The 23,089-nt window shown below is 69.7% G+C and carries 24 protein-coding genes; 8 read left to right on the top strand and 16 right to left on the bottom strand.

Features of this window, described 5'->3' with window-relative positions:
* Positions 1 to 36: 36 nt before the first annotated feature.
* Entirely contained in the window at positions 37 to 1,527 is a 1,491-nt protein-coding gene (locus tag HQ306_RS17925; RefSeq protein ID WP_222632945.1) for a fatty acyl-CoA synthetase, read from the bottom strand.
* A 10-nt stretch (positions 1,528 to 1,537) separates the two neighbouring features.
* The gene (locus HQ306_RS17930) at positions 1,538 to 1,999 is read right to left on the bottom strand and encodes a hypothetical protein (protein WP_056442050.1); all 462 of its coding nucleotides are present in this window, start codon (positions 1,997 to 1,999) and stop codon (positions 1,538 to 1,540) included.
* A gap of 94 nt (positions 2,000 to 2,093) precedes the next feature.
* On the opposite strand from HQ306_RS17930, the gene HQ306_RS17935 reads away from it, so the two are divergent.
* Positions 2,094 to 2,582, top strand: a complete 489-nt coding sequence (locus tag HQ306_RS17935) for a hypothetical protein (RefSeq protein WP_222632946.1) — start codon at positions 2,094 to 2,096, stop codon at positions 2,580 to 2,582.
* A 100-nt stretch (positions 2,583 to 2,682) separates the two neighbouring features.
* Here HQ306_RS17935 and HQ306_RS17940 read toward each other — a convergent pair whose 3' ends face one another.
* The 5 genes from HQ306_RS17940 to HQ306_RS17960 all read right to left on the bottom strand — a co-directional run bounded on the left by HQ306_RS17940 (position 2,683) and on the right by HQ306_RS17960 (position 5,669).
* Positions 2,683 to 2,922, bottom strand: coding sequence for a hypothetical protein (locus tag HQ306_RS17940; protein WP_027504748.1), 240 nt, complete (start codon positions 2,920 to 2,922; stop codon positions 2,683 to 2,685).
* On the bottom strand, positions 2,919 to 4,193 hold the full coding sequence (locus tag HQ306_RS17945; protein ID WP_222632947.1) for a hypothetical protein: 1,275 nt from the start codon (positions 4,191 to 4,193) through the stop codon (positions 2,919 to 2,921). Before HQ306_RS17945 ends, HQ306_RS17940 begins: the two co-directional genes overlap by 4 nt.
* Entirely contained in the window at positions 4,193 to 4,480 is a 288-nt protein-coding gene (locus HQ306_RS17950) for a WXG100 family type VII secretion target (RefSeq protein ID WP_308115571.1), read from the bottom strand. Before HQ306_RS17950 ends, HQ306_RS17945 begins: the two co-directional genes overlap by 1 nt.
* Positions 4,477 to 4,773, bottom strand: a complete 297-nt coding sequence (locus HQ306_RS17955; protein ID WP_222632948.1) for a WXG100 family type VII secretion target — start codon at positions 4,771 to 4,773, stop codon at positions 4,477 to 4,479. The genes HQ306_RS17950 and HQ306_RS17955 overlap by 4 nt, the downstream gene beginning before the upstream one ends.
* A 257-nt stretch (positions 4,774 to 5,030) precedes the next feature.
* The gene (locus tag HQ306_RS17960) at positions 5,031 to 5,669 is read right to left on the bottom strand and encodes a hypothetical protein (RefSeq protein ID WP_222632949.1); all 639 of its coding nucleotides are present in this window, start codon (positions 5,667 to 5,669) and stop codon (positions 5,031 to 5,033) included.
* A 163-nt stretch (positions 5,670 to 5,832) separates the two neighbouring features.
* Here HQ306_RS17960 and HQ306_RS17965 point away from each other — a divergent pair, with 163 nt between their 5' ends.
* From HQ306_RS17965 to HQ306_RS17975, 3 genes are read left to right on the top strand one after another with little or no spacing between them, the layout of a single operon-like run.
* Positions 5,833 to 6,945 (top strand): hypothetical protein, encoded by a 1,113-nt coding sequence (locus HQ306_RS17965; RefSeq protein ID WP_051613118.1) that lies wholly within the window; start codon positions 5,833 to 5,835, stop codon positions 6,943 to 6,945.
* A gap of 23 nt (positions 6,946 to 6,968) precedes the next feature.
* Positions 6,969 to 7,610 carry a hypothetical protein gene (locus tag HQ306_RS17970; RefSeq protein ID WP_222632950.1) on the top strand — a complete coding sequence of 214 codons (642 nt, stop codon included), beginning with the start codon at positions 6,969 to 6,971 and terminating at the stop codon, positions 7,608 to 7,610.
* Positions 7,611 to 7,654: 44 nt separating this feature from the next.
* Positions 7,655 to 10,051, top strand: coding sequence for a phosphoketolase (locus HQ306_RS17975; protein WP_222632951.1), 2,397 nt, complete (start codon positions 7,655 to 7,657; stop codon positions 10,049 to 10,051).
* Between the two features lie 52 nt (positions 10,052 to 10,103).
* Here HQ306_RS17975 and HQ306_RS17980 read toward each other — a convergent pair whose 3' ends face one another.
* Genes HQ306_RS17980 through HQ306_RS18000 form a run of 5 tightly spaced genes read right to left on the bottom strand, consistent with a single transcriptional unit; the run spans position 10,104 to position 14,943 of the window.
* On the bottom strand, positions 10,104 to 11,438 hold the full coding sequence (locus tag HQ306_RS17980) for an ABC transporter substrate-binding protein (protein WP_222632952.1): 1,335 nt from the start codon (positions 11,436 to 11,438) through the stop codon (positions 10,104 to 10,106).
* Positions 11,435 to 12,529, bottom strand: coding sequence for a branched-chain amino acid ABC transporter permease (locus HQ306_RS17985; RefSeq protein WP_222632953.1), 1,095 nt, complete (start codon positions 12,527 to 12,529; stop codon positions 11,435 to 11,437). The genes HQ306_RS17980 and HQ306_RS17985 overlap by 4 nt, the downstream gene beginning before the upstream one ends.
* 1 nt (position 12,530) lies before the next feature.
* Positions 12,531 to 13,409 (bottom strand): branched-chain amino acid ABC transporter permease, encoded by an 879-nt coding sequence (locus HQ306_RS17990; protein WP_027504741.1) that lies wholly within the window; start codon positions 13,407 to 13,409, stop codon positions 12,531 to 12,533.
* A 24-nt stretch (positions 13,410 to 13,433) separates the two neighbouring features.
* Complete coding sequence (locus HQ306_RS17995) at positions 13,434 to 14,174, bottom strand: ABC transporter ATP-binding protein (RefSeq protein ID WP_222632954.1); 741 nt, start codon at positions 14,172 to 14,174, stop codon at positions 13,434 to 13,436.
* On the bottom strand, positions 14,167 to 14,943 hold the full coding sequence (locus HQ306_RS18000; protein ID WP_261770448.1) for an ABC transporter ATP-binding protein: 777 nt from the start codon (positions 14,941 to 14,943) through the stop codon (positions 14,167 to 14,169). Before HQ306_RS18000 ends, HQ306_RS17995 begins: the two co-directional genes overlap by 8 nt.
* Positions 14,944 to 15,110: 167 nt before the next feature.
* Between HQ306_RS18000 and HQ306_RS18005 the strand changes: the two genes are divergently transcribed.
* Positions 15,111 to 16,427, top strand: a complete 1,317-nt coding sequence (locus tag HQ306_RS18005) for a CdaR family transcriptional regulator (RefSeq protein WP_222632955.1) — start codon at positions 15,111 to 15,113, stop codon at positions 16,425 to 16,427.
* Here HQ306_RS18005 and HQ306_RS18010 read toward each other — a convergent pair.
* The gene (locus tag HQ306_RS18010) at positions 16,390 to 17,586 is read right to left on the bottom strand and encodes a metallophosphoesterase (protein WP_222632956.1); all 1,197 of its coding nucleotides are present in this window, start codon (positions 17,584 to 17,586) and stop codon (positions 16,390 to 16,392) included. The two genes, HQ306_RS18005 and HQ306_RS18010, sit on opposite strands and share 38 nt — an antisense overlap.
* Before the next feature lie 155 nt (positions 17,587 to 17,741).
* Between HQ306_RS18010 and HQ306_RS18015 the strand changes: the two genes are divergently transcribed.
* The 3 genes from HQ306_RS18015 to HQ306_RS18025 all read left to right on the top strand — a co-directional run bounded on the left by HQ306_RS18015 (position 17,742) and on the right by HQ306_RS18025 (position 20,699).
* A complete protein-coding gene (locus HQ306_RS18015) occupies positions 17,742 to 19,154 on the top strand; it encodes a hypothetical protein (protein ID WP_222632957.1) in 1,413 nt (470 codons plus the stop codon).
* The gene (locus HQ306_RS18020; RefSeq protein WP_222632958.1) at positions 19,151 to 20,077 is read left to right on the top strand and encodes an ESX secretion-associated protein EspG; all 927 of its coding nucleotides are present in this window, start codon (positions 19,151 to 19,153) and stop codon (positions 20,075 to 20,077) included. The genes HQ306_RS18015 and HQ306_RS18020 overlap by 4 nt, the downstream gene beginning before the upstream one ends.
* Before the next feature lie 61 nt (positions 20,078 to 20,138).
* A complete protein-coding gene (locus HQ306_RS18025) occupies positions 20,139 to 20,699 on the top strand; it encodes a hypothetical protein (RefSeq protein ID WP_051613116.1) in 561 nt (186 codons plus the stop codon).
* 22 nt (positions 20,700 to 20,721) lie between these two features.
* Here the strand turns inward: HQ306_RS18025 and HQ306_RS18030 are convergent, their stop codons facing one another.
* Genes HQ306_RS18030 through HQ306_RS18040 form a run of 3 tightly spaced genes read right to left on the bottom strand, consistent with a single transcriptional unit; the run spans position 20,722 to position 23,031 of the window.
* A complete protein-coding gene (locus HQ306_RS18030) occupies positions 20,722 to 21,465 on the bottom strand; it encodes a siderophore-interacting protein (RefSeq protein ID WP_222632959.1) in 744 nt (247 codons plus the stop codon).
* Between the two features lie 15 nt (positions 21,466 to 21,480).
* Positions 21,481 to 22,344, bottom strand: coding sequence for an HAD hydrolase family protein (locus HQ306_RS18035; protein ID WP_308115572.1), 864 nt, complete (start codon positions 22,342 to 22,344; stop codon positions 21,481 to 21,483).
* Between the two features lie 39 nt (positions 22,345 to 22,383).
* Entirely contained in the window at positions 22,384 to 23,031 is a 648-nt protein-coding gene (locus HQ306_RS18040; RefSeq protein WP_027504733.1) for an SDR family oxidoreductase, read from the bottom strand.
* Between the last annotated feature and the right edge of the window lie 58 nt (positions 23,032 to 23,089).

Raw genomic sequence — 23,089 nt, forward strand, 5'->3', positions numbered from 1 at the left:
CCAGTCACACAGGTAACACGCCGAACGCGGGTTCGATCACCTCAGCGCGCGTTTGAGCAGCTTGCCGCTCTGGTTACGCGGCAATTCGTCCATGAACCGCACCTGTTTGGGAATCTTGAACGGTGCGATGCGACCCGAGACGTGGGCGATGATCTCCTCGGCGGTCACCGCACGACCGTCCTTCACCGTCACCACCGCCGTGATCGCCTCGATCCACTTCTCGTCCGGAACGCCGATCACCGCGACCTCGGCCACCGCCGGATGGGTGTAGATCGCGTCCTCGACCTCCCGCGACGCCACCAGGATGCCGCCGGTGTTGATGACGTCCTTGATGCGGTCCACCACCGTCACGAATCCCTCCGCGTCCCGGGTCACCAGATCACCGGAGTGGAACCATCCGTCGCGGAAGGCCTCGGCCGTGGCGTCCGGGTTCTCCCAGTACCCGTCGCACAACTGCGGTGAGCGGTAGAGGATCTCGCCGGGTTCACCGTCCGCCACGTCCTCACCGTCGGCGTTCACCACCCGCGTCTCGACGAAGAAGACGGCGCGCCCGCACGAGGCGGGCCGTGCATCGTGCTCCTCCGGCTGCAACACCGTCGCCAACGGACCGATCTCCGACTGTCCGAAACAGTTGAAGAACCGAAGGTCCGGATACCGCGCCCGCAGCCGCTCCAGCACCGTGACCGGCATGATCGATGCCCCGTACTGCGCCTTGGTCAGGGACGACAGATCGCGGGTCTCGAGATCCGGGTGTCCCGCCAGAGGGACCCAGACCGTCGGCGCCAGGAACAGCGAACCGATGCGGTCGGCCTCGACGCGGCGCAGGATCTCCGCGACGTCCGGCTTCGCCATCAGGCGCACCGTCGCGCCGACCGACAGGTACGGCAGGGCGAACACGTGCATGCCGGCCGAGTGGTACAGCGGCATCGCGATGAGCGGGGCGTCGTCGGCGGTGAACGCCAGTGCCAGGACGGACGAGACGTACTCGCTCACCAGCGCACCGTGAGACATCATCGCGCCCTTGGGCTTCGACGTCGTTCCCGAGGTGTACAGCAACTGGGCGAGATCGGTGGTCAGCACCGTGGGCAGCGCGACCGACACGTCGGGAAGGTCGAGAAGCTCCTGCAGAGAGAGCACGACGTCGAGATCGAGACCCGTCCGCACGGCGTCGACCGCCGGCGCCAGAGCGTCGTCGACCAGCAGCGCGCGAGCACCGGACTGGCCGACCAGGTAGGTCAATTCGTCCTCGACGAGGGCGTAGTTGATCGGCACGTGCACCAGCCCGGCACGGCAGCAGGCGAGGAGCCCGACGATGTAGGAGTCGGAGTTGGTGCCGTAGGCCGCGACCCGCTCTCCCGGTGCGAGCCCCGTCGACACCAGGTACCGAGCGACGCGGGACACCGCCGCGTCCAGTTCCGCATAGGTGTGCGTTCGACCGTCGAACTCCAGGGCTGCCCGGTCCGGGTACCGACGCGCCGACCTCGTCAGGACTGCGTCGACCGTGCTCGCGCGAACATCAGCTGTCATACCTCGGACACTAGAGAAGGCCGGGCGCCTCCGGTGCCCGTTCGAGACGAGCGCGAAGGAGCGACCACTCCGAGGCGGTGACCACGGACGGATTCGACTGCTGGGGCGACCGGAGCATCTCGAGTCGGTCCAGCCCGGCCGTCCCGGCGCACTCCGCGGCCGTCACGGGCTCGCCGAGCGTGGTGATCTCGGTGGGAACGTGCAGGCGCGGATCGTCGGGATCGTGCATGTCGACAGCGGGGCCGAGCACGGTCCCCACGCCCCAGAATCCCCGCGCGGGGTGCACGCCGGATCGGTTGCTCACCCACAGCAGGATGGGCTGACCGGCCGCCATGAGGCGCGAACGGTAGTTGGGCGCCACGCACCAGTCACCGCCCGCGTGCCCGTCGGCAAGCAACGAGGCGACGTCGGTCCTGCGGGGATTCACCGTGATGACCCACGCCCCGAGAGTCCGGGCCGTCACCTTCTCCATGCGCGCGTCCTCCCTGATTCCTGTGAGACTCCAGTAACATTCTGCTCGGAAATGGGTATAAGTCAGCGACTGACCCACCAACCGAGGACACGTGATGCCAGCACATCGGCGACCGACTCGCACCGGACGACGGATCGCGGTGATCGGCGCCGCAGTGACCGTGCTCGCCGGCGCAGCCACCACCACCATGGTGCTGTCCGACAGTGCCCCCGCCACGGCCAGTGCCTCGGACGCCCCCGCACCCGCCGCGCCGGTCACCGCAGTCGACTCGCCCGTCGCCCTCGACACTCCGGCGGTGCAGATCGCTCCCCTCGCCCAGCAGGCCGCCGAGGAACCGTTCGACGCCTTCGCCGAGATCATGCAGATGGCCGGCTACCCGACCGACCCGGACACCGCCGCCTTCATGGACACCTCGGTCACCTCGATCTGCCGAGACCTCGCCGTCGGACGCACCGGAGTCGACATCCTCGCCGACACCGCCGACCGGACGCGGGTGCGCGGATGGTCGGACGAGCAGTCGGACGGACTCGTCTACATCGGCGTCGCCTCCACGTGCTCCGCGTACTCGCACCTGCTCCCCTGACACTGGAGATCCACCGACCGGCCTCCGGCCTTCCCGCAGTCCACCGACCGGCCTCCGGCCTTCCCGCAGTCCAACGACCGGCCTCCGGCCTTCCCGCACGTCAGCGCCGGAGTTGCCGTGCGCCGTCCCAGCCGGGCGGCGGCGGTGCCGTCGAACTCCACGGATGCCCGCGGTCGATCCACAGCCGGCGCCAGGATTCGGGCGTCACCCCCAGATCGTCGTCGGTGACACCGAACTCGTAGCCGCACGACGGGCAGATCTCGTACGACGGGCCCGCCTCCGACCACGGCGGGTCCGCGAGACCGGGGTAGTGGCAGACCGGGCAGAGGTGAGTGGTCATTCCGGAACTCCTGGTTGGCGGTCCCAGTACGACGCACCGGATCCGGGCTTGAAGTATGTCTTGGTGGTGCCGTCCGGCGTATAGGACGCGAACGTGTTGGTCTCCGGGTCGTACATCCGCACGGTGCCGTCCGGGCCGACCTTGACCTGGTGCGAGCCCTCCGTGCGGAACCGCGCCGCGAGGTCGGCGTACTCGTCGGCCGACCGTGCACCCACCTCGGCGCCGTGGCGCGCGAAGTGGTCGTCGAGCGCACGAGTGGACGACCACCCTGCCGGCGGCGGACCGGCAGCACGCTCCGCCGCACCGACGTCGTCCAGGCCGACGGGCACACGAGTGGTCAGATCCTCCACGTCGTCGGCAGCTCGTCGCACCGTCGCCATCGACGTCTCGGTGCGCCGCATCCGAGCGAACGCGTGCAGCGCCGCGATGACCGCGCGCACTCTCGAGGCGGTACGTGCGAAACGACCGGCCGTGATCGCCGCTCCCGCCGCGGCCGACAGTCCCGCGGACACGAAGGCCAACCCGATACCGACCGCGACGGCCGCCGCCTCCTCCACTGCGAACTGCTCGATCAGGTCGCGGATGTCGCGGCGCGTCTTCTCGAGCTGCTCGGCGTAGTCGTGGCACGCGGCGGCCAGCCCCGAGCACGCACCCGCCACCGCTTCCACTGCCTCGGACAGTCGACGGAGGTCCCGCACCATCGCGTCCCGCTCCGGCACGTTCACGGCACCCAGATCGGCTGCGGCACCGAGCACCTCGGACCGTGCGTCGAGCATCGCCTGCCCCAGCACGATCCACGCGCTCGACGCGTCCCGCAGTGCGTCGGTGTCGCCGTTGGGGCACGGCACGCCGACCGCGTCGGCCAGCTCCACCGCACCCTGGAGCCCCGGGCCGAGGTCACCCACCGCGCTCGGGTACTCGAGCTGCCGCGCGGCGGACGGTGCCCGTCCTGCCGGCGGCGGGGTACTCGGAACCACCGCGATCGACTCCGCCGCAACGTGATTCGCACCCGCCTGATCGACGAGTCGCGCCAGCACCGACGTCGCCGAGAACGTCGTGGCGAGTGCGCGGGAGAGATCGACGACGCCTTCGTCGTACGCCCGGCCCCACTGCTCACCCGCGGCGTCGCTTCCCGCCATCGCGGCCCACGCGCGCGACGCACCGTGGTGGACGTTCACCGCACTCGCCATGATCTCGTCCGCGCGATACACCGACCGAGCCGCCTCGGCGTAGACCTCGGGTGACACGTCGAGAACGACCGGGGGCGCCATCAGTCGCGCCCGAACATGCGGCTGTTCGACTCGAGGGCCGCGGTGTATGACGAGTGTGCCCGGCGCGCAGCGTCTCTCATGGTCTCGACACCGACCGCCATCTCGCGAGCCCCAGCCGACCATGCGCTCTGCGCGGCGCGATGAGCCTCTGCCGCCGTGCCCTCCCACGGCAGGGCGGACACCCGCACCGACACGTCGTCGAGGGCGACCCGCGTGGCCTCGGCCAACCGCGTCAGCCTCTCGACCACGGCATCCAGTTCGGCCAGGTCCACTCGGTAGCCCGTCACACCGCACCGGCGATCGCGGCCGCGGCCGCGTCGTCCTGTCCCGCATAGGCAATGGCTGCGATCTCGAGTCGACCCGCTGAGTCCTCGAGCGCCGCGACCACCGACCGGGCGCCGTGATGAACGGTGCCCCACCCGTCGACGAACGCCGTCGCCGCCAGGCCCTGCCACGAGGCGGACACCGCGGCGACGACCGAAGCGGCCTCCGCGACCTCCCGCTCGAGATCCAGCGACACCCTGCCCAACGCCCTGGCCGCGTCCACCATTATCGCCGCGTCGACAGCCGTGTGTTCCATGCCGTGCTCCCCCCGCCCGGCGCCGGCGACCGGTCGTCGGCGGCGTGTGCAGGCATGGACGGGCAGGACTCACGTTCGGTTCCCGCGGAACCGGTCAGCAGTGTCCGGACACACGAATGCGGCGCCTGCCCCGTGCAGACGCCGCATTCGGATGGTGGTCACTGCGCTCCGTGGTGACGGTGCACGGTGATCAGATCAACGCTGCCCCCTCGTTCGAACGAACAGTCCGCAGCATTGACCCGGATATCTCTCGGTGATCAGCGGTCGAGCTTGTGCTTCACCGTCTCGGCCAGATCCTGACCGAAGCTCTGCGCGACCGACAGTCGCTTCTGGGCGACCCGGCGCGGGGCGTTGCGCCGACGGCGCACCACGACGACGGCCACGATCGCACCGACGACGGCGGCGATGACGGGGGCGCTCACTGCGGAGGCCTTCTTCACGTCGGACGAGTTCGCGTCGAAGCTGCGCACCTGCTGGGCGACGTTGTCCGCGGCGTGCTTGGCACGATCGGCGACCTCGCCGGCCTTGTCCTGCGCCTTGGCAGCGACCTCGTTCGCCTTGTCGGCTGCCTTCTCCGCGACGTCCCCGGCCTTGTCGGCCACCTCGTTCGCCTTGCCGGCAGCCTTGTCCGCGACCTCGTCGGCCTTGTCGGAAGCCTTGTTCGCCGCGTTCTCCGCCTTGTCTGCGACGTCCCCGGCCTTGTCCTTCACGGCACCCGCGGCGTCGTCGACAGCCTGACCGGCCTTGTCGGCGGTCTGCTTGCCGTCTGCCTTGGTTTGCTGGGCTGCACCCTCGGTACGCAGCGAATCGTCGCCCGTGACCTCTCCGGCCTTCTTCTTCGCGGCGCCTGCGGCCTCGTCGACCTTGTTCTGAGCCTTCTCGATGAAGTCGGCCATGATGCACTCCTTTCGACGCTGCCCCTACCGGGCGCGCTCGTGTTCGTATGAAGGTGAGTCGTACAGAGAACGGAGAAGCGCGCGCCGACGACACATGATCTGGGTCACAGCCCGCGTCGACCTGACGGGACGACCGGACCGGTGACCGCATTAAGGTCGGCGCATGGGATCCAACCGACCGGGCAACCGCGGGCAGAAGCGCGCCGCCAAGACCGCGGCGCGGAGACGCCGACAGACCTCGGGGCCGACGGCGTCCACGACAGAACGGGTGCTCGCTCGCTTCGTGACGTGGATGGCCGTTCAGGAGGGCGCGGGAGACGTCGAGCCGACGCGTCGCGTCGTCGAGTCGCTCCTGGGTGAACTCACCCGGGTCCACGAGGGATTCACCCCCACGGCCTGGACCCCGGACGACGCCCACCTCGTTCTCGACGCCGCCGAATCCGTCCTCGCGCAGAACACCGAGGCGAGCGAGGACGCCGCGCTCCACCTCGTGTTCAGCGCCCTGTCCTATCTGACGTTCCTCGACGACGAGGACATCTGGAGCGGCAGCGACGCCGACTACGAGCACTGCATGGAGGACCTCACCGATTTCGTCGACGGCGTCCCCGACACGCTGACGCCCGAGGACATCACCCTGCCCGAGGTGACTGCGGACGCGGAGTCGGCGGCACTGGCCGAGCTCGCGATCGTCCGCGACGTCGACGCCCTGCTCGCCTGGTCGAGCACCGGTCGGCCGATCGACGCGAAGGAGGTGGCCGCCGCGCTGGGGCTCACCGTGCCCGCGTCGACGTTCCAGATGCCCGCCGACGTGCCCGAACTCGCCCACGCCTGGACCACCGCCGTGTCGTCCGGCGTCGTCGAGATCTCGGACGCCGGCGCCGCTCCCGGACCACTCGCGGCGAACGTCCGGGCGCGCGAGGCGGACGCTCTGCGCACCGTCGTCGCGGCGCACGTCACGGCGCAGTTGTCCGCCGACGACGAGATCGACGTCTCCGCCTCGGTGGCCGACAGCTTCGTCGCCCAGGCGGTGCTGGCCGCCATGACGCCGGACCCGCCCGAGGGCAACCTGGACGAGAACTACGACGACCTCGAGGGCGAGGACAAGCGGACGGCGGAGTTGGTGACCGCGAAGCTCCGAGCGTTCATCGACCAGGGACTGCTCGTCGGCGGAGAGGTGTTGCTGGTGCCACCCGAGCTCCGGCACGCGGTACTCGACGGCGTGGGACGCGCGGACATCTTCGGCACCGTTGCCGCAGAGACCTCCGCCGAGGACTGACACCGCGGCGTAGCGTGCGCGGCGTGGCCCTGATCCATCGCGCGACCATCGTTCCCACCAAGATCGACCTGCTGCGGCAGTGGGTTCCGCTGCAGTCGTGGGCGGCAGGCGTCGACGCCGGCACGCTCGAGGTCGTCGACGCCTACCGCTTCGACGATCCCGACGGCGAGGTGGGACTGGAGTCGCACCTGCTCCGCGCCGCCGACGGGACGATCCTGCACGTGCCTCTCACGTACCGATCGGCACCGCTACCCGGCGCCGAGACGGCGCTGATCACCACCATGGAACACAGCGTGCTCGGGACCCGCCACGTTCACGACGCGGCGCACGATCCGGTGTATCTGGCGACGCTGCTGCGGACCGTTCTCACGGGCAAAACTCAGGCGGCGTTCGAGTACGCCGAGCCCGGGCCCGAGCGCGAAGTCACCGCACTCGTCCACGGAACCGGACAGTCCGGCGCCGACGTTCCCGACGTCCACGCGCCGTCGGTCGACACCCGCGGCACCGACACCGTCGTCGACGTCGGCACCGCCGTGCTCACCCTGCATCGCGTCCCGCTGGACGACCCGGCCGATCGCGACGCCCTTGTCGGCACGTGGGCCGGACGGGCTCACCCTGCCGTTCTCGCGACGGCCGTCCTGCATGGAACATCGCACAGCGGGTAGGCCACTGCCGACGAGCGGGGCCGCCCGGTCGGGAGAGACCGCACATGCCGTACGAGGATCACGACCTGGAGCTCGACCTGCGCTGGTGGGCCGCGGCGAACTATCTGACCGTCGCGCAGATCTACCTGCAGGACAACACGTTGCTCCGGGAACCGCTACGGGCCGAGCACATCAAGCCCCGGCTTCTCGGGCACTGGGGCACGAGCCCCGGCCTGTCGATGATCTACACGATTCTCAACCGGCACATCCGCCGCACCGACACCGACTGGCTCTACGTCACCGGTCCCGGCCACGGCGGTCCCGCACTGGTCGCGTCGACGTATCTGGAGGGCACGTACAGCGAGATCTATCCGAAGGTCTCCCGCGACGTCGAGGGACTGCGAGTGCTGTGCCGCCAGTTCTCCTCGCCCGGCGGCATTCCGAGCCATGTCAGCGTGCCCACACCCGGCAGCATCCACGAGGGCGGCGAACTGGGCTACGCACTCGTGCACGCCGCGGGTGCCGCCTTCGACCGCCCGGACCTCACGGTCGCCTGCGTCATCGGAGACGGTGAGGCGGAGACCGGGCCGCTGTCGGCGTCGTGGAAGCTTCCGGCCTTCCTGAACCCGCGTCGCGACGGCGCGGTGCTCCCGATCCTGCACCTCAACGGTGCGAAGATCGCGGGGCCGACGGTCCTCGGCCGGACCTCCGACGAGGATGTCGCACAGTATCTCTCGGGGCAGGGCTGGGCACCCGTCGTCGTCGAGGGCGACGATCCGCACCAGGTGTTCCGCGATCTGGAACAGGCGATCAGGAACGCACACGAGACGATCCGCGAGGCACAGCGCGCCGCCCGCTCCGGGTCCGGTGATCGCGTGCGCTGGCCGGCGATCGTGCTGCGCACACCCAAGGGATGGACCGGTCCGCACGAGGTGGACGGGGTTCTCGTGGAGGGAACGAACAGGGCGCACCAAGTTCCGCTGTCCGGAGTGCGCGACAATCCCGCGCACCTCCGACTCCTGCAGGACTGGTTGTCGTCCTATCGGCCCGAGACACTGTTCGACGAGAACGGCACCCTGGTCGAGGAGCTGGCCGACCTCGCCCCGTCGGGTGACAAGCGCATGGGATCGACGCCCTACGCCAACGGCGGACGACTCCTCACACCGTTGACCATTCCGACCCTCGACACGTACGCCCTGGACATACCCGCACCCGGCACCACGTTCCACGGGACGACGAAGGTGCTCGGCGAGCTGCTCCGAGACATCTACTCGCGCAACACCACCGAGGACGGCGGCGGATCCTTCCGGCTCTTCTGTCCCGACGAGACGGCCAGTAACCGTCTCGACGCCGTGTTCGACGTGACCGACCGCTGCTGGCAACTGCCCACCACCGAGTGGGACACGGCGCTGTCTGCGGACGGACGGGTGATGGAGGTGCTCAGCGAGCACCTGTGCCAAGGATGGCTGGAGGGGTACCTGCTCGCGGGCGGGCACGGACTGTTCGCGAGCTACGAGGCGTTCGCGATGGTCAGCGTCTCGATGATGATCCAGCACGTCAAGTGGCTCCAGCACGCCCGCGACCTGCGGTGGCGCGAACCCGTCGCGTCGCTCAACATCCTGTTGACCAGCACGTGCTGGCGCAACGACCACAACGGCTTCAGCCACCAGGGCCCCGGCATGATCGACGCCGCCATCCCGCTGTCCCCCGAGGTGGTGCGCGTGTGGCTGCCCCCGGACGCCAACACACTGCTGTCCATCTCCGACCACTGCCTGCGCAGCCGGGACCACGTGAACCTGATCGTCGTGGACAAGCAGGAGCACCTGCAGTACCTCACGCTGGACGAGGCACACGAACACTGCGCCCGGGGAGCGTCGATCTGGGAGTGGGCGGGCACCGAGGCGAGCACCGCCGGCCGGCCCGAGGTCCCGGACAGTCCCGACATCGTGCTCGCGAGCGCCGGTGACGTTCCGACACAGGAGATCCTGGCCGCAGCCGAACTGCTCCGCGAATGGGTTCCGTATCTTCGGGTGCGGGTGGTGAACGTCGTCGATCTGATGGCGTTGATGCCGGTGCGCGACCACCCGCACGGCATGCCCGAGGAGACGTTCGTGGACCTTTTCACGGCGGACACCGACGTCGTCTTCGGCTTCCACGGCTACTCGCGCGCGGTGCACGAACTCCTGCACGGACGCACCGGTGCCTCCCGATTCCACGTGCACGGCTTCCGCGAGCAGGGAACGACCACCACGCCGTTCGACATGGTGGTCGTCAACGAGATGAGCCGATACCACCTCGTCCTCGACGCGCTGCGACGTGCGCGACGCGTGCCCGAACACAGTGCCGATCTGGCCGATCACTGTCGGAACCAGTTGGAGCGTCACCGGTCCTACGTCGTCGAGCATCTCGAGGACATGCCCGAGGTGAAGGACTGGACGTGGGGGTCGGCAGAGCGTCACTGACCCGCGGCGGGGGCGTGTCGACGCCCCCGCCACCGTCATCCCGCCGACCGGGTCATCCGGCCGGCTGGGTGTCCGGAATCCCGCTCTCCGGTGGGGTCGCCTCCTCACCGGTGTACTCCTCGACGGCCGAGTCGCCGATGTCCGTGACCAGGACCGGGGTCAGGTTCTCCGGCTTTCCGTTCGTGATCTTGTAGACGCTGGCACCGGAGATGCCGAGGTGACTGTCCTCGGAGTAGCGGAACGGGGCGAGCTGAGGGCCGGGCAGGTCCTTGCCCTGCGACTGCAGCGCCGACACGATCGCCTCCCTGGTCGGGTTCTCACCCGCGGCCTGCAGGGCCTGCACGAAGGCGTAGGCGTGGCTCATGCCGTAGATGCGGTAGTTGGTCAGCTCCTCACCGGTTCCGTTGGCGGCCCACACCTTCTGCCACAACTGCGTCCACGGGTTGTCCGGCGAGTCGATGCCGGGGATGTACTCGAGGGAGATCATGTTCTCGAGCGACGAGGCGCCGTCGGTCACCGCGCCCTGGGAGAAGCGTCCGAGCAGCGACCCCACGAGGTCCACGTCGGAACCGATGGAGCTGTAGAACCATTCGGGCGTGTAGTTCAGTCGGCGGGAGACCAGTTGGCTCAGTGCCGTGTACGACGGGACGTTGAAGCCCAGGATCAGATCGGCACCCGCCGCCTGGAGGGACGCGATCTGCGGGGCGACGTCGGTGTTGCCGGACGTGTAGCGAGCGACGCCGACGATCTGATCCTCGAGGTACTGGCGCACCGCGGCCTCGCTGTCGCGGCCGAGGTCGTCGTCCTGCAGGAACAGGCCCACCTTGGCGTCCGGCCGGTTCTTCTGCACCCAGTCGCCGATGATCTTGCCCTCGACCTGGTAGTCGGGCTGCCACCCGAAGGTGTTGGGGTACTTGGCCGGATCGTTGCCCCACATGATCGCGCCCGAGGACACGAACAGATCGGGGACGCCCTCCTCGTTGAGGAAGTCGATGACCGCGCTGTGTGTCGCGGTGCCCAGACCGCCGACCATCGCGAACACCTCGTCCTGCAGGACCAGCTCGTTGACCACCTGTGTGGTGGTGGTCGGGTCGTACGCGTCGTCACGCACGAGGTACTCGATCTGCCGACCGTTCACCCCGCCGGCGGCGTTGACGTAGTCGAAGTAGGCCTTGGCGCCCGTGGGGATCTCGCTGTACCCGGGAGCGGCGACTCCCGTCAGGGGATAGTGCGCACCGATCTTCACCGAGGTGTCGGTGATCCCGACGGTCGAGCCCTCCGTGGACTCCTCCGCCTCCTCACGGCCACCCGCACCGCACGAGGCCACCAGTACGACGGCCGCAGCGAGAGCGGTGCCCCGCTGCGCCCATGTTCGGACCCTGTTCATCGAACTCCTTCTCTCTTCAGACGACGCTGTACGAGACGACCGCGGACCGTGCCGACCAGTCCGAGTGGCGCGAAGAGGATCACGACCACGGTGAAGATGCCGGTGACCAGAGGCGCGAGTTCCGCGGCCTGCAGGCTGCTCAACCCGGCGTCGAGGCCCAGGTTGGTCACGACCGGCGGGATGTAGGTGAGGAGCGCGGCACCGATGAGAGCGCCTGTCAGCGAACCGAGTCCGCCGATGACCACAGCGGAGAGCAGAGTCAGGGACAACACCAGCGTGAACCCGCTCGGCGCGGCGATGCGGGAGGCCATCGCCATGACCGCCCCGGCGGCACCGGCACACGCGGCACTGACCACGAAGGCCAGCACCCGTGCCCGCCCGAGGTCGATCCCCGCGATCTCGGCCGACACCTCGTCGTCACGCACGGCGCGCCAACGCCGTCCGACGCGACTCGACGACACGTTGGCCAGCAGGAAGAACACCAGCACGAGCAGGAACCACCCGACGTAGGCCACGAACTTCGTGGACGTCAGTTCGTTCCCGGTGACGAAGAAGGCGATGTCGTCGAGCGCGGACGGCACGTCGGGACTGGGCACGATGAGACCCTGCTCGCCCCCGAGGTACTCCGAGAAGTACAGAGCGAGACCAGGGACCGCGACGGCGAGCGCCAACGTCGCGCCGGCCAGATAGGGCCCGTGCAATCGCGCCGCGGCGACCCCGACGACGACCCCGACCAGACCGGCCACGACGGTGGCCGCGATCAGGACCAGGGGCACCGACCAGCCGGACTCGTTCGCCCGCAACATCAGTGCCGCGGTGTACGCGCCGACCGCCATGAACGCACCGTGCCCGAGGGAGAGCTGACCGTTGAGTCCGGTGAGCACGGTCAGTCCGGCCGCGGCGATCGCGAGATACGCCACCGACGTCAGCTGACTCTGCCGGAACGTGCTGACGCTCTCCAGCACGAGAATCACCACGACGAGGGCCAGCAGAGCGCCGAGCAGGTGCCGCCGCACCGGAGTCGACACCACGCGGGCGACGCGCGAGCGTGCGGGTGAGGGGGTGGGCCTGTCGGTCGTCGTCACGGTCATGTCAGACCCTCCTCGCTGCCGCGGCAGCGAACAATCCGTTGGGACGCAACAACAACACCGCGATGAGGATGACCAGCGCCGCGAAGGACACGAGGTCCTGCCCGATGTAGCCACTGACCGCACTGAGCCCGACGCCCATCAGCAGTCCGCCCACCACGGCGCCCACCGGGCTGTCGAGACCGCCGAGCACGGCGGCCACGAATCCGAACACCACGACGGAGTCCATGTAGCCGGGGTGCACCAGCGACCCGCCGGCGATGAGCAGACCCGCGACCGACCCGACCACCGCGGCCAACGCCCATCCCAGCGTGAGCATGCGGCCCACGCGCACTCCCAGCAGGCGCGACACCTCCTGGCTGAAAGCACTGGCGCGCATCGTGAGTCCGAGATCGGTGAACCGGAACAGCGCGACCAGCGCGGCGAGCACCACCAGCACCGCGACGACCTTGTAGATGTCGTTGCCCGTCAGCGCCACGTCCACGGACCCGATGCGCCGACCGTCGAGACCGAACGGAGCGGGAAAGGACCGGAACTGGTTGCCGAACACCAGTGCCGCCACCGCGTGGATCACGATGAAGAGACCGAGGGTGAGGATCACCGGATTGATGTGCGACGCGCTGTCGACGTACCGGATGATCAGTCGCTCGATCAGCGCGCCGAGCACGAGGCCGGAGACGAGCGCGGCGGCGAAGCCGACCCAGTAGGAGTAGCCGGCATCGACCACGACGAGCGCCACGTAGGTGGTGATCATCGCCATCGGCGCCTGCGCGAAGTTCACGATGCGCGTCGAGCGCCAGATCAGCACGAGTGCCAGAGCGAATGCGGCATAGACCATCCCGTTGGTCACTCCGTTGATGACGATGGTGAGCAGTTGTTGCACTCTGTCGTCCTTTCGTGAGGGTGGTCAGAAGCCGAGGTAGGCGTGGCGGAGTTCCTCGTCGCCGACGAGGTCGGCCGCCGGACCCTCCCGCGCGACCGTCCCCAGGGACAGCACGACGGCGTGTTCGGCGATGGACAGCGCGCTGCGGGCGTTCTGCTCGACCAGCACGACGGTGAGGCCGTCCGAGTCGACCGAGTCACGCAGCGTCTGGAAGATCTGCGCCACCACGCGGGGAGCGAGCCCGAGCGACGGTTCGTCGAGCAGCAGGATCGTGGGGGTCGCCATGAGGGCGCGCCCGATCACCAGCATCTGTCGCTCACCGCCCGACAGCGTGTGCGCGGTCGACGCCCGACGCTCCGCGAGAGCCGGGAACATGGACAGCACGCGGTCGATCCCCACCGCGGCCGCGGACCTGTTGCGGCCCAACGCCCCCAGCCGCAGGTTCTCCTCCACGGTGAGTTCGACGATGACCCCGCGGCCCTCGGGCACGTGCGACAGTCCACGCCGTGACATCGACTCCGGACTCGCTCCGACGAGGTCGACCTCGCCCATCCGGATGTGGCCGGACACCGGCGGGTGCAGCGCCGAGATCGTCCGGAGCAGGGTCGTCTTGCCGGCACCGTTGGCCCCGAGCACCGCGGTGACCGCGCCGCGGGGCACCCTCAGCGACACGGAGTCGAGCGCGGTGACGGCGCCGTACCGCACCGTCAGATCGGACACGGTCAGGGCGTCGCGGGTCGCCTCGTCCCGCACGACGTCACGCATCACGGTCCACCTCGTCCCCCAGGTAGGCGGCGAGCACAGCGGGATCCTCGCGCACCGTGTCGGGTGTCCCGCGCGCGATGACCTTCCCGAAGTCCAGGACCACCAACCGATCACAGACACTCATGACCAGATCCATGTGGTGCTCGACCAGGAGGATCGACATCCTCGAGGTGAGTCCGCGGGCCAGCTCACCCAGCTCGTCCATCTCCGCGTTCGACAGACCCGACGCCGGCTCGTCGAGAAGCAGCAACGTCGGCTCCCCCACCAGCGCCCGCGCGAGCGCTACGCGTTTGCGCACCGCGTACGGCAGGCTGGGCGGGTACCGGTCGGCGTACTCGTCGATGCGGAGTTCGGACAACGTGGCCAGAGCCCGGTCGCGGATCGCGGCGGTGTCGGCCCCGCTCCGAGCGAGTCCGAGCAGCCCGGCGACGATCGAGGTCCGGGCGAGATGGTCCGCACCGACCATGACGTTCTCCACCACGGTCATCCGGTCGAACAGCCCGAGGCCCTGCAGTGTGCGGCTCATACCGAGCGCCGCCAGCGCGGTCGGCTTCAGCCGGCGTACCACCCGGCCGTTCCGGGTCACGGTGCCCGACTGCGGCGCGACGAGGCCGCACGCCACGTTGAACAGTGTCGTCTTGCCCGCCCCGTTGGGTCCGATGACTCCGACGACCTCGCCTCGTCGGACATCGAGTCCGACGTCCGACAGGGCGACGATGCCGCCGAACGACACGGTGACGGACGACAGCTCGAACACGGACTCGGTCATGGTCTCGATCGTTGACACAGTGGCCCACCTCACATCTCGGTGGCACTCACTATGGTCACTCCGCACAGTCGGCGATATGGTCTCCGCGCACGAAAAGGGTCATGCCGCGGGCACCAATTTCGGTCAAACCGCTCGAACCGTCGGGCGCTGTGCGCAAAAATGCGCGCATGGCGTCGCCGTCGATCGGCCGTGGATCGGGGCTGAATCCTGTCCGCGGACGGCTGTCGGCGGAGGAACGAGCCGCGATCCAACGCGCGTGGGCGACGCTGATCCCGGAGGCGGACGCCATCGCCGACTCCATCACGTTGGCCCTGTTCGAGCAGGACCCCGACTATCTCCAGGCCGGCTCCGACATCACGGCCGTGGTCCGTCGCAGCACGCGGGAACACATCCGTCTGGGGCTGCGCAAGCTCAGCGGCACGCAGCACGGTAGCGAGGACAACACCGAGGTGTGGCGGCGCACGGGTCGCGAACGCGCGCGCCAGGGCATCCCCATGGAACTCGTGCTCAAGGCGTACACCCTCGGTAGTCGAACGTTGTGGGAGGAACTCGTCAACGCTCGCGGCGCGAATCCCGGGCTGCTCGAGCCGCGACTGCTTCTCGTCGCCGGCCAACGGTTGTGGCACGCACTCGATGCGCAGAACACGATTCTCGTCGACTCGTACCGGCGTGAGACCGCACGGATGCAGCAGCGCGACGTCACGAAGATCCTCGCCGTTCTCGACGGCTTGCGCGACGGGCGCGGAGCCGATCCCGCGTTCGTCGTCGATGCGCGGAACACACTGGGGCTCACCGCACAGCATCGGATCGCGTGCGTGGTGGGCCCGCTGTCCGAGCGAGGTGACCCACCCCTGACCTCACCGGAGGACGCCGTCGACGGCGTGACATCACTGTCGCACTGGCACATTCGCGACGGGGTTCAGTTCGGCGTCGTGTGCCCGGCCAAGGCGGACCTCAGCTCGGTGGCGGAGGCTCTCGCCGCACGCGCGGTCGGACCGGTGGGCATCGCCGCGTCGACGGACGGACTCGTGACCTTCGCCGCCGCGTACCGAGCTGCCGCGCGCACGGCGGCCACCATCGGCGCCGGCGACACTCCCGCCGCGGTGGCCACGGACCGACTGCCCCACATCGTCATGTCTGCCGACGACGAGATCTCGGATCTGGTCGTGTCCCACGCACTCGGGTCGCTGAACGGACACCCGCCCGCGCAGCGGGAGGTACTGCTCCGAACTCTGGCGCACGTCCTCGCCACCGACGGTTCACCCACCAACGCCGCCAAACTGCTGTACTGCCACCGGAACACGGTGATCTATCGGCTTCATCAGGTCGAGGAACTGACCGGCCGATCCATCACCGCGCCGGACGACCGGCTCCTCCTCACCCTTGCCCTGGTCCGCTCCGGGCACTGGGCGGACGCGGTGGCCGGCGTCGGCGCCGCCACGACTGTCACACCAGAGAGCTCGACCGCAACGTCAGCACGGTGATCTCGCTCGGTGCGAAGACACGGAACGGTGGACCCCAGAACCCCGTGCCCCGGCTCGTGTAGAGCTGCGTGCGGGCGCCGTGTCGGCTGAGACCGTGGACGACCGGTTGATCGAGTCGGACGAGCAGCCCGAACGGCCAGATCTGTCCACCGTGCGTGTGCCCGGAGACCTGCAGATCCACTCCCGCCGCCACGGCCGCGTCGATCTGCTTCGGCTGATGCGCCAGCAGGAAGATCGGCAGCGACGGTTCCGCGTCCGTCAGCGCGGCGGTCAGATCCGCGCCGTGACCCACCTCGCCCGACCCGCGCGCGGTCCTGTCGTCCACCCCGGCGACGACCAGCCTGTCGCCACCGCGCATGACGGTGATGTGCCTGTTGTGCAACGAGTCCCAGCCCAGCGACGTCATGTGGTCGAGCCACTCCTGGGCCTCGCCGAAGTACTCGTGATTGCCCGTCACGTAGACACGCGCCGACTTCGCGTGCACCCGTTCCAGCGGCGCCACCTGCTCACGTCGACGCTCCACCGACCCGTCGGCGAGATCACCCACGTGACAGACGATGTCGGCGTCCTGGCGATTGATCTCCGCCACGACGTCGGAGGACCAGACGGACCGTTCGATCGGCCCGTAGTGCGTGTCCGTCACCAGGACGACGCGGAGCCCGTCGAGTCCGGCGCCGAGTCGATCGAGCGTCACCGTCACGTGCTTCGTGCGCGGCAGCCGCATCGCCTCGCGTCGTCCCCAGACCGCCAACGCGACGATGACGGCCAGCACGGCGCCGGCGACGATGCGTGATCGCAGCGGATCGTCGACCCCGACGAGGCCGAGCCCGAGCCGTACGACGAGCCCGATGATCGACCACACGAACGCGATCCACACCAGTCCGAGCAGGGTGTCCCCGATGCGGGCCCATCGGTCGGAGTGTGCCCGGCCGTGCCCCTTCGCCATGCCGATCACGAGCGCGGCGACAGCACCGACCGCAACCACCGTCGCGATGGTCCTCGCGGCGATCGGCCAGTCCGCGCCGGTGAACGCGAGAGTCCACAGCGGCGTCCCGAACAGGATCGCGAGAACGACTGTCACGACGGCGAGCCGGCCCACGGGCGGCCCGCCGGACGGAGTGCTCTCGCGAACCTCGCCCGGCACTGAGTGGTCCGACATGGTGCACGTTCCTTCGGTGTCGGGAGCGTCGGCGATCTCTCGAGGAGCATCGCCGCGCGTGGGAGAGACGCGTCAACCGTACGCGGAACCGTGCGGCCGGTCCGCGCGTCGAATATCACGGGGATCGTGGCACCGCGGTCGGGGAGGACACGAACATGGGGTTCGACATCACGGGGGTGATCGGTGCCGCGGGCGAGACGATCTCGGACGCGGCGTCGGAGATGGTCGACTTCGCGACGGGACACGACAGCGACGCGGCGGAGTCCGCGGCACGACTGACGGCGGAGTTCCACGCCGACGACGCCGTCCGGGTCGCCCGCGAGGCCGTCGACAGGTCCAGGGTGGGCGACACGGCGAGTGGCGCGAGCGTCGTGGTCCCGGAGGCGTTCGACGGCATGTCGCACCCCGAGATGTTCGCGTACACCACCGAACTCACGCCGGAGCTCCTCGATTCCGGTGCCGCGATGTGGCGGGAGGCCCACACCCGGGCGACCGCACTGGTGTGGACGCTGTGGAACGACCTCGGCGCCGTGCTCGGGACCGACTGGCAGGGCGCGGCGGCCGACTCCGCGCTCGCCGCGATCACCACGTACCGCACCGAGTCGTTGCGCACCCTCGACCTCATGGACATCGTCGCGGGCAAGCTCGAGCAGTCCCGCGACGGGTTCGCGCTCACCCGCGCCACCATGCCCGCCCCCCAGTCGTTCACACCGTCGGACTGGGCGCGCACCGCGATGACGGCCGCGTTCCTCGGACCCGTCGGCGCGGCCGGATCGATCACCGCGATGATGGCCGAGGAGGAGGAGCGGCGCGCCGAGGCCGTGGCGGTCATGAACGGCACCTACGTCCCCACCGCCGTCCGAGCCGATCACGGCGTGCCGGTGCTGACGCCGCCGGGAGATCCGGCGAGCGGGTCCGCGTCGGGTTCCTCGTCCTCGGCGGCCGGTGGCATGCGCGGAGGTATCGACGCCGCATCGCTCGGTTCGTCGGCACTCTCGTCGCTCGCGGCGACTCCCGCACCGACCACGGCGGCATCGGTCGGCGACGCGACGCCCGTCGCAGGGTCACCGCCTGCGGCCGCCGCCGCCGCCCAGAACTCCGCGGGAGCAGGCACGAGCAGCACCCCGAACGGCGCAGCTCCGCCGTCGGGTGTCGCACCCGTGAGCACGGCACCGGTCGGCCCGTCGGGATCCCGGCCTGCCCTGACTTCACCCGCGGGCTTCGGGCGCGGCTCGACCCCCGCCGGGTACGGGACGGCAGGGCAGCGGTCATCGGCGGGATCCGGTGGGTCGGGCGCGCGGACACTCGGTCCGGGATCCTCGTCCGGGCGCGGCCCCTCGGGCGGTACCACCGGCCCCGTCCTGCAGAGCGCGACCTCAGCCGGCGCGGGCGGTTCCGGCGCGGGCACCCGCGCGACGGCCTACGGACCGGGCGCGATGATGCCGGGGAGCCGCGCCGGTGGAAACCAGGACGGCGACCACACCACGGCGGGGTACCTCGTCACGGCGGACAACGGCGACCGCCTGGTCGGGGAGCTCCCACTCGTCGCTCCCCCGGTGATCGGGTGATCGTTCGAGCGGCTCCCACGGGGGTCGCCTCGTGGCACCTCACGTCACTCGAGTTCGCCGTACTCCTCGACCGGATCGGCCGCGATCGAGTGCCGTTCCCCTTCTCCTGGACCACGCGCGCCCGCACAGCCGCGGATCTGCGTGCGGAACGCGAGGCCGCCCGCCGCCGCCTCAGTGACCGATCGCTGCTGGCCGCCGCGTCCCTGCTCGGCGGACCCGGACTCCAGGTCACCGCCTGCGGGGTGGAGTCGAGCGATCGACGCGTGCGCATCCGAGCCGCAACCTCGTACTCCGCGATCCCGCTCCATTCCGACCGGCCTCCGGCCTTCCCGCTCCATTCCGACCGGCCTCCGGCCTTCCCGCTCCATTCCGACCGGCCTCCGGCCTTCCCGCCCCATTCCGACCGGCCTCCGGCCTTCCCGCCCCATTCCGACCGGCCTCCGGCCTTCCCGCTCGCCGTCGTGGTGGTCCAGGACCCGGGACCGACCTCCGACACCGGCGGCACGGTCCACGTCCACGCCGTACCACCGGAGCGCATGACCCACACCCTCACGGCGGCGCTGCCCCACCGCCGCGCGGGACGGGTGACGCCGTCGTCCGTGTCCCGCGACGACGTGGTCCGCGCTCCGTCGTCACACCTGCACGATTCGCGTGGCGACACCGACCGCGATCGCGTGATCCACATCCTCGACGGGCCACGGGAGGGGCTCGGTGAGATCGTCGTGGGACACGGCGGCGACGGCCCGCTCGAGGCGATCGCCGGCAGACGGTGGATCGACGCACTCGGTGACGGGCGCTACCTGGTGGACGCGACCGAGGTGGTGACCGTGCTGCCCGCCACGGCCCGGACCATCGCGACGGCGCTCGACGACGAGATCCGACGGGCCGGTGCGGTACCACCGGTGACGGGTACACGCAGCTAGGGTTGGGCCATTGAACGCTGCGGCGCTGACGCGTGCGCGGCCGATCGAGAGGACTGGGCAGATGAGCGATCGCTACCCGCGCGACTCCGACAACCGCGACGTCGGCAACTACGGCTACGACGACCGCACTCGGGCCTACGGTCGGCAGGAGCCCTACGCCGAGCCCGGTGGTCAGCGCTACGCGCCGCAGAAGCCCGCATCGTCCGGACTGAAGTTCGACGTCGGCCCGTTCATCGGCGGAGTCGTCGCCACCGCCATCACCACGTTCATCGCAGGATGGGTGGCCACGGCGATCGTCCAGGCCGTCTACAACCGAACCGGAACCAGCGTGTTCTGGATGTACGGACTGGAGGATCCCTGGATCGCCGGTGTGTACGGCGCCCTCGCCGCGATCCTCGCCGGAGCGTTCATGCTCCTGCTGTTCCAGGCGGTGCCGTCACCGAACACGTTCTTCAGCTGGATCGCCGGACTGGTGGTCGTCGCGATCATCGTGCTGCCGTTCCTCGCCGCGGGAGCGATCACCGCTGCGTTCGGCTCCGCGATCGTCAACGGCCTGATGGGGTTCGTCATCGTGGCCCTGCTGTCCACCACCGCGGCCAAGACGTATCACGGTCGTCCCTGACAGCCCCCGTCGTGCGTGACGCTCAGGGAATCCAGTACCCCTGAGCTTTGACCGACCTGCGCGGAACGCGGTAGTCGGACTTCAGGATCGACGCGATCGAGCGCGTCGTGACCGTGTCGCACGCGACCCATGCGGCGTGGCGGGACGCGTCGAACGCTGCGGCCGAGACGGCCTCCACCATCGAGGCACCGCCGTCACGCCGTCGTACTCGATGTACCTGCGTGGCGCTCGTCGCCGCGAGCGGGAGCGCGTCGTCGCCGTCGTGCACGGTCTCGAGCCACAGGGTGACGGGAAGATCGTCGGGCAGAGCGGCCAGCAACGAGTTCACCGCGGGCAGTGCCGCGCTGTCTCCCGCGATGAGGTACCCGGCGGGAAGCGGGTCCGGTACCGCGTACTTCGAGCCCTGGAAGGTCGCCTCGAGGGTGTCGCCGGGGGCGGCGCGTCGTGCCCAGTGCGCGGCCGGACCGTCGTGCAGCGCGAACTCGAGGTCGAAGCGGTCGTTCTCGGGGTCCGGGTTCACGACCGTGTAGGCACGGTGGTGCAGCGAGGCACTGCCGTCGTCGGTGGGAAACCACAGGCGCAACCACATCGTGGGATGCACGGGCTTGCGCGTGAACAGTCCACCCGCGGAGACCGTCAACCGACGGTAGTGCGGGGTGACGTCCTCCGCCGCGAGGACGGTCAGCAGCACGTCCGAGCCGCCCATCAGCTTGAGGACCGTGCCCTGCCAGCCCTTGGTCTGCTCGCTGGTCGCTGCGTCGGTCATGCAGCTGAGGGTAGCCTAACCCTGACCGACGTGGGGGTGTGCCAACTCCTCGAGGTACTCCGCGATGCCGTCGTCGTCGTTGCTCGCGACCACCCGATCGACGAGAGCCTGCACCTCAGGGATGGCATTGGACGGACAGATCGCGGTGCCGGCCCACGCGAGCATCTCCAGATCGTTGCGTGCGTCGCCGGCGGCCGCGACCTCCCGCCGTGCGATTCCGCGGCGCTCGCACAGCGCCGCCAGAGCGGTCGCCTTGGACACTCCGCGCGCGGCGATCTCCACGTAGGGCGCGCCGGAATGGGTGACCGAGACATCGTCGACACCGCCGGCGAGCAACGCGCGGTAGAGATCGACGCTCGGCACGGTGGCGTGGCGGGCGACGATCTTCACCATGTCCTCCCGCAACCACGGGAAGGCCGGAGGCCGGTCGCTGTCGGACGGGAAATCACCACCCACGACAGTGTCCATGGTGGACGGGTCGCGGTGATGGTCGGAGAACACGCACAACGCGGCGTATCCCGTCTCCGCGACGAACGAGGTGGGTCCGACCGCGGCGACCACGGTTCCCGGTACGAGGGCGCGCACCCGGTCGACCGCGGCCTGGCCGACGGCGACGTCCATCCCCACCGTCTCGGTGATCACGGGTGTCCCGTCGGCGAGATCGATGAGGACGGCGCCGTTGGCGCACACCGCAATTCCGCGGAAACCGCTCTGCTCGGCGAACTTGTGCACGGAGTGCCGAGCACGGGCGGTGGCCCACACCACGTCGATCCCCGCGTCTCGCGCTGCCGCCATGGCGTCAGCGGTGCGCGCGGAGATGGTCCGGTCGGAGCGCAACAGCGTCCCGTCGAGATCGGTGGCGAAGAGTCGAACGGTCACCGGGCCAGTTTCTCACCCGGTGACCGTTCCGACCGGGAGTCAGCTCAGCGCGTCGGCGATGGGCGTCTCGCCCTGGTCGAACTCGATCATGCGGCCGGCGGTGGACGGGGTGTCGAGCACGGTGGCGATCACGGCGGCCACGTCGTCGCGACTGACCGAGGCGCCCGTCGCTCCCTGCTCCTTGGTGGTGATGGAGCCGGTGCCGGCGTCGTCGGTGAGGCCGGACGGCGCGACGATGGTCCAGGACAGGTCGCTGTTCTTCAGGTGCTGATCGGCCTCGGCCTTCGCCTCGGCGTACGCGTAGAAGGAGTCGTCCGGGGAGACACCATGATCCGGTCCGGCACCGAAGTACGACACCAGCACGAACCGCGGGACGCCCGATGCGGACGCAGCGTCGATACAGCGGATGGCGGCATCGCGGTCCACGGCGTACGTGCGGTCGGCATCGCCACCCCCGGCGCCGGCAGCGAAGACGACGGCGTCGTGGCCGGTCACGGTTCCGGCGATCTCCTGGGTGGTCTGCGCCTCGACGTCCGCGACGACGGCGGTGGCGCCGGTCTTCTCGATGTCGGCGGTCTGATCGGGATTGCGGATCAGCGAGGTGACCTGGTGCCCACTCTCGGTCAGAATCTTCGCGAGCTTCAGGGCGATCTTGCCGTGGCCGCCGACGACTGCGATGCGTGACATGAGTTCCGGGTGTCCCTTCTTCGAGCACGGGCGGCCGTACGACCGTCCACGGAGAGGG

The sequence above is a fragment of the Rhodococcus sp. BP-160 genome (assembly GCF_019836205.1).
GTDB lineage: Bacteria > Actinomycetota > Actinomycetes > Mycobacteriales > Mycobacteriaceae > Rhodococcoides.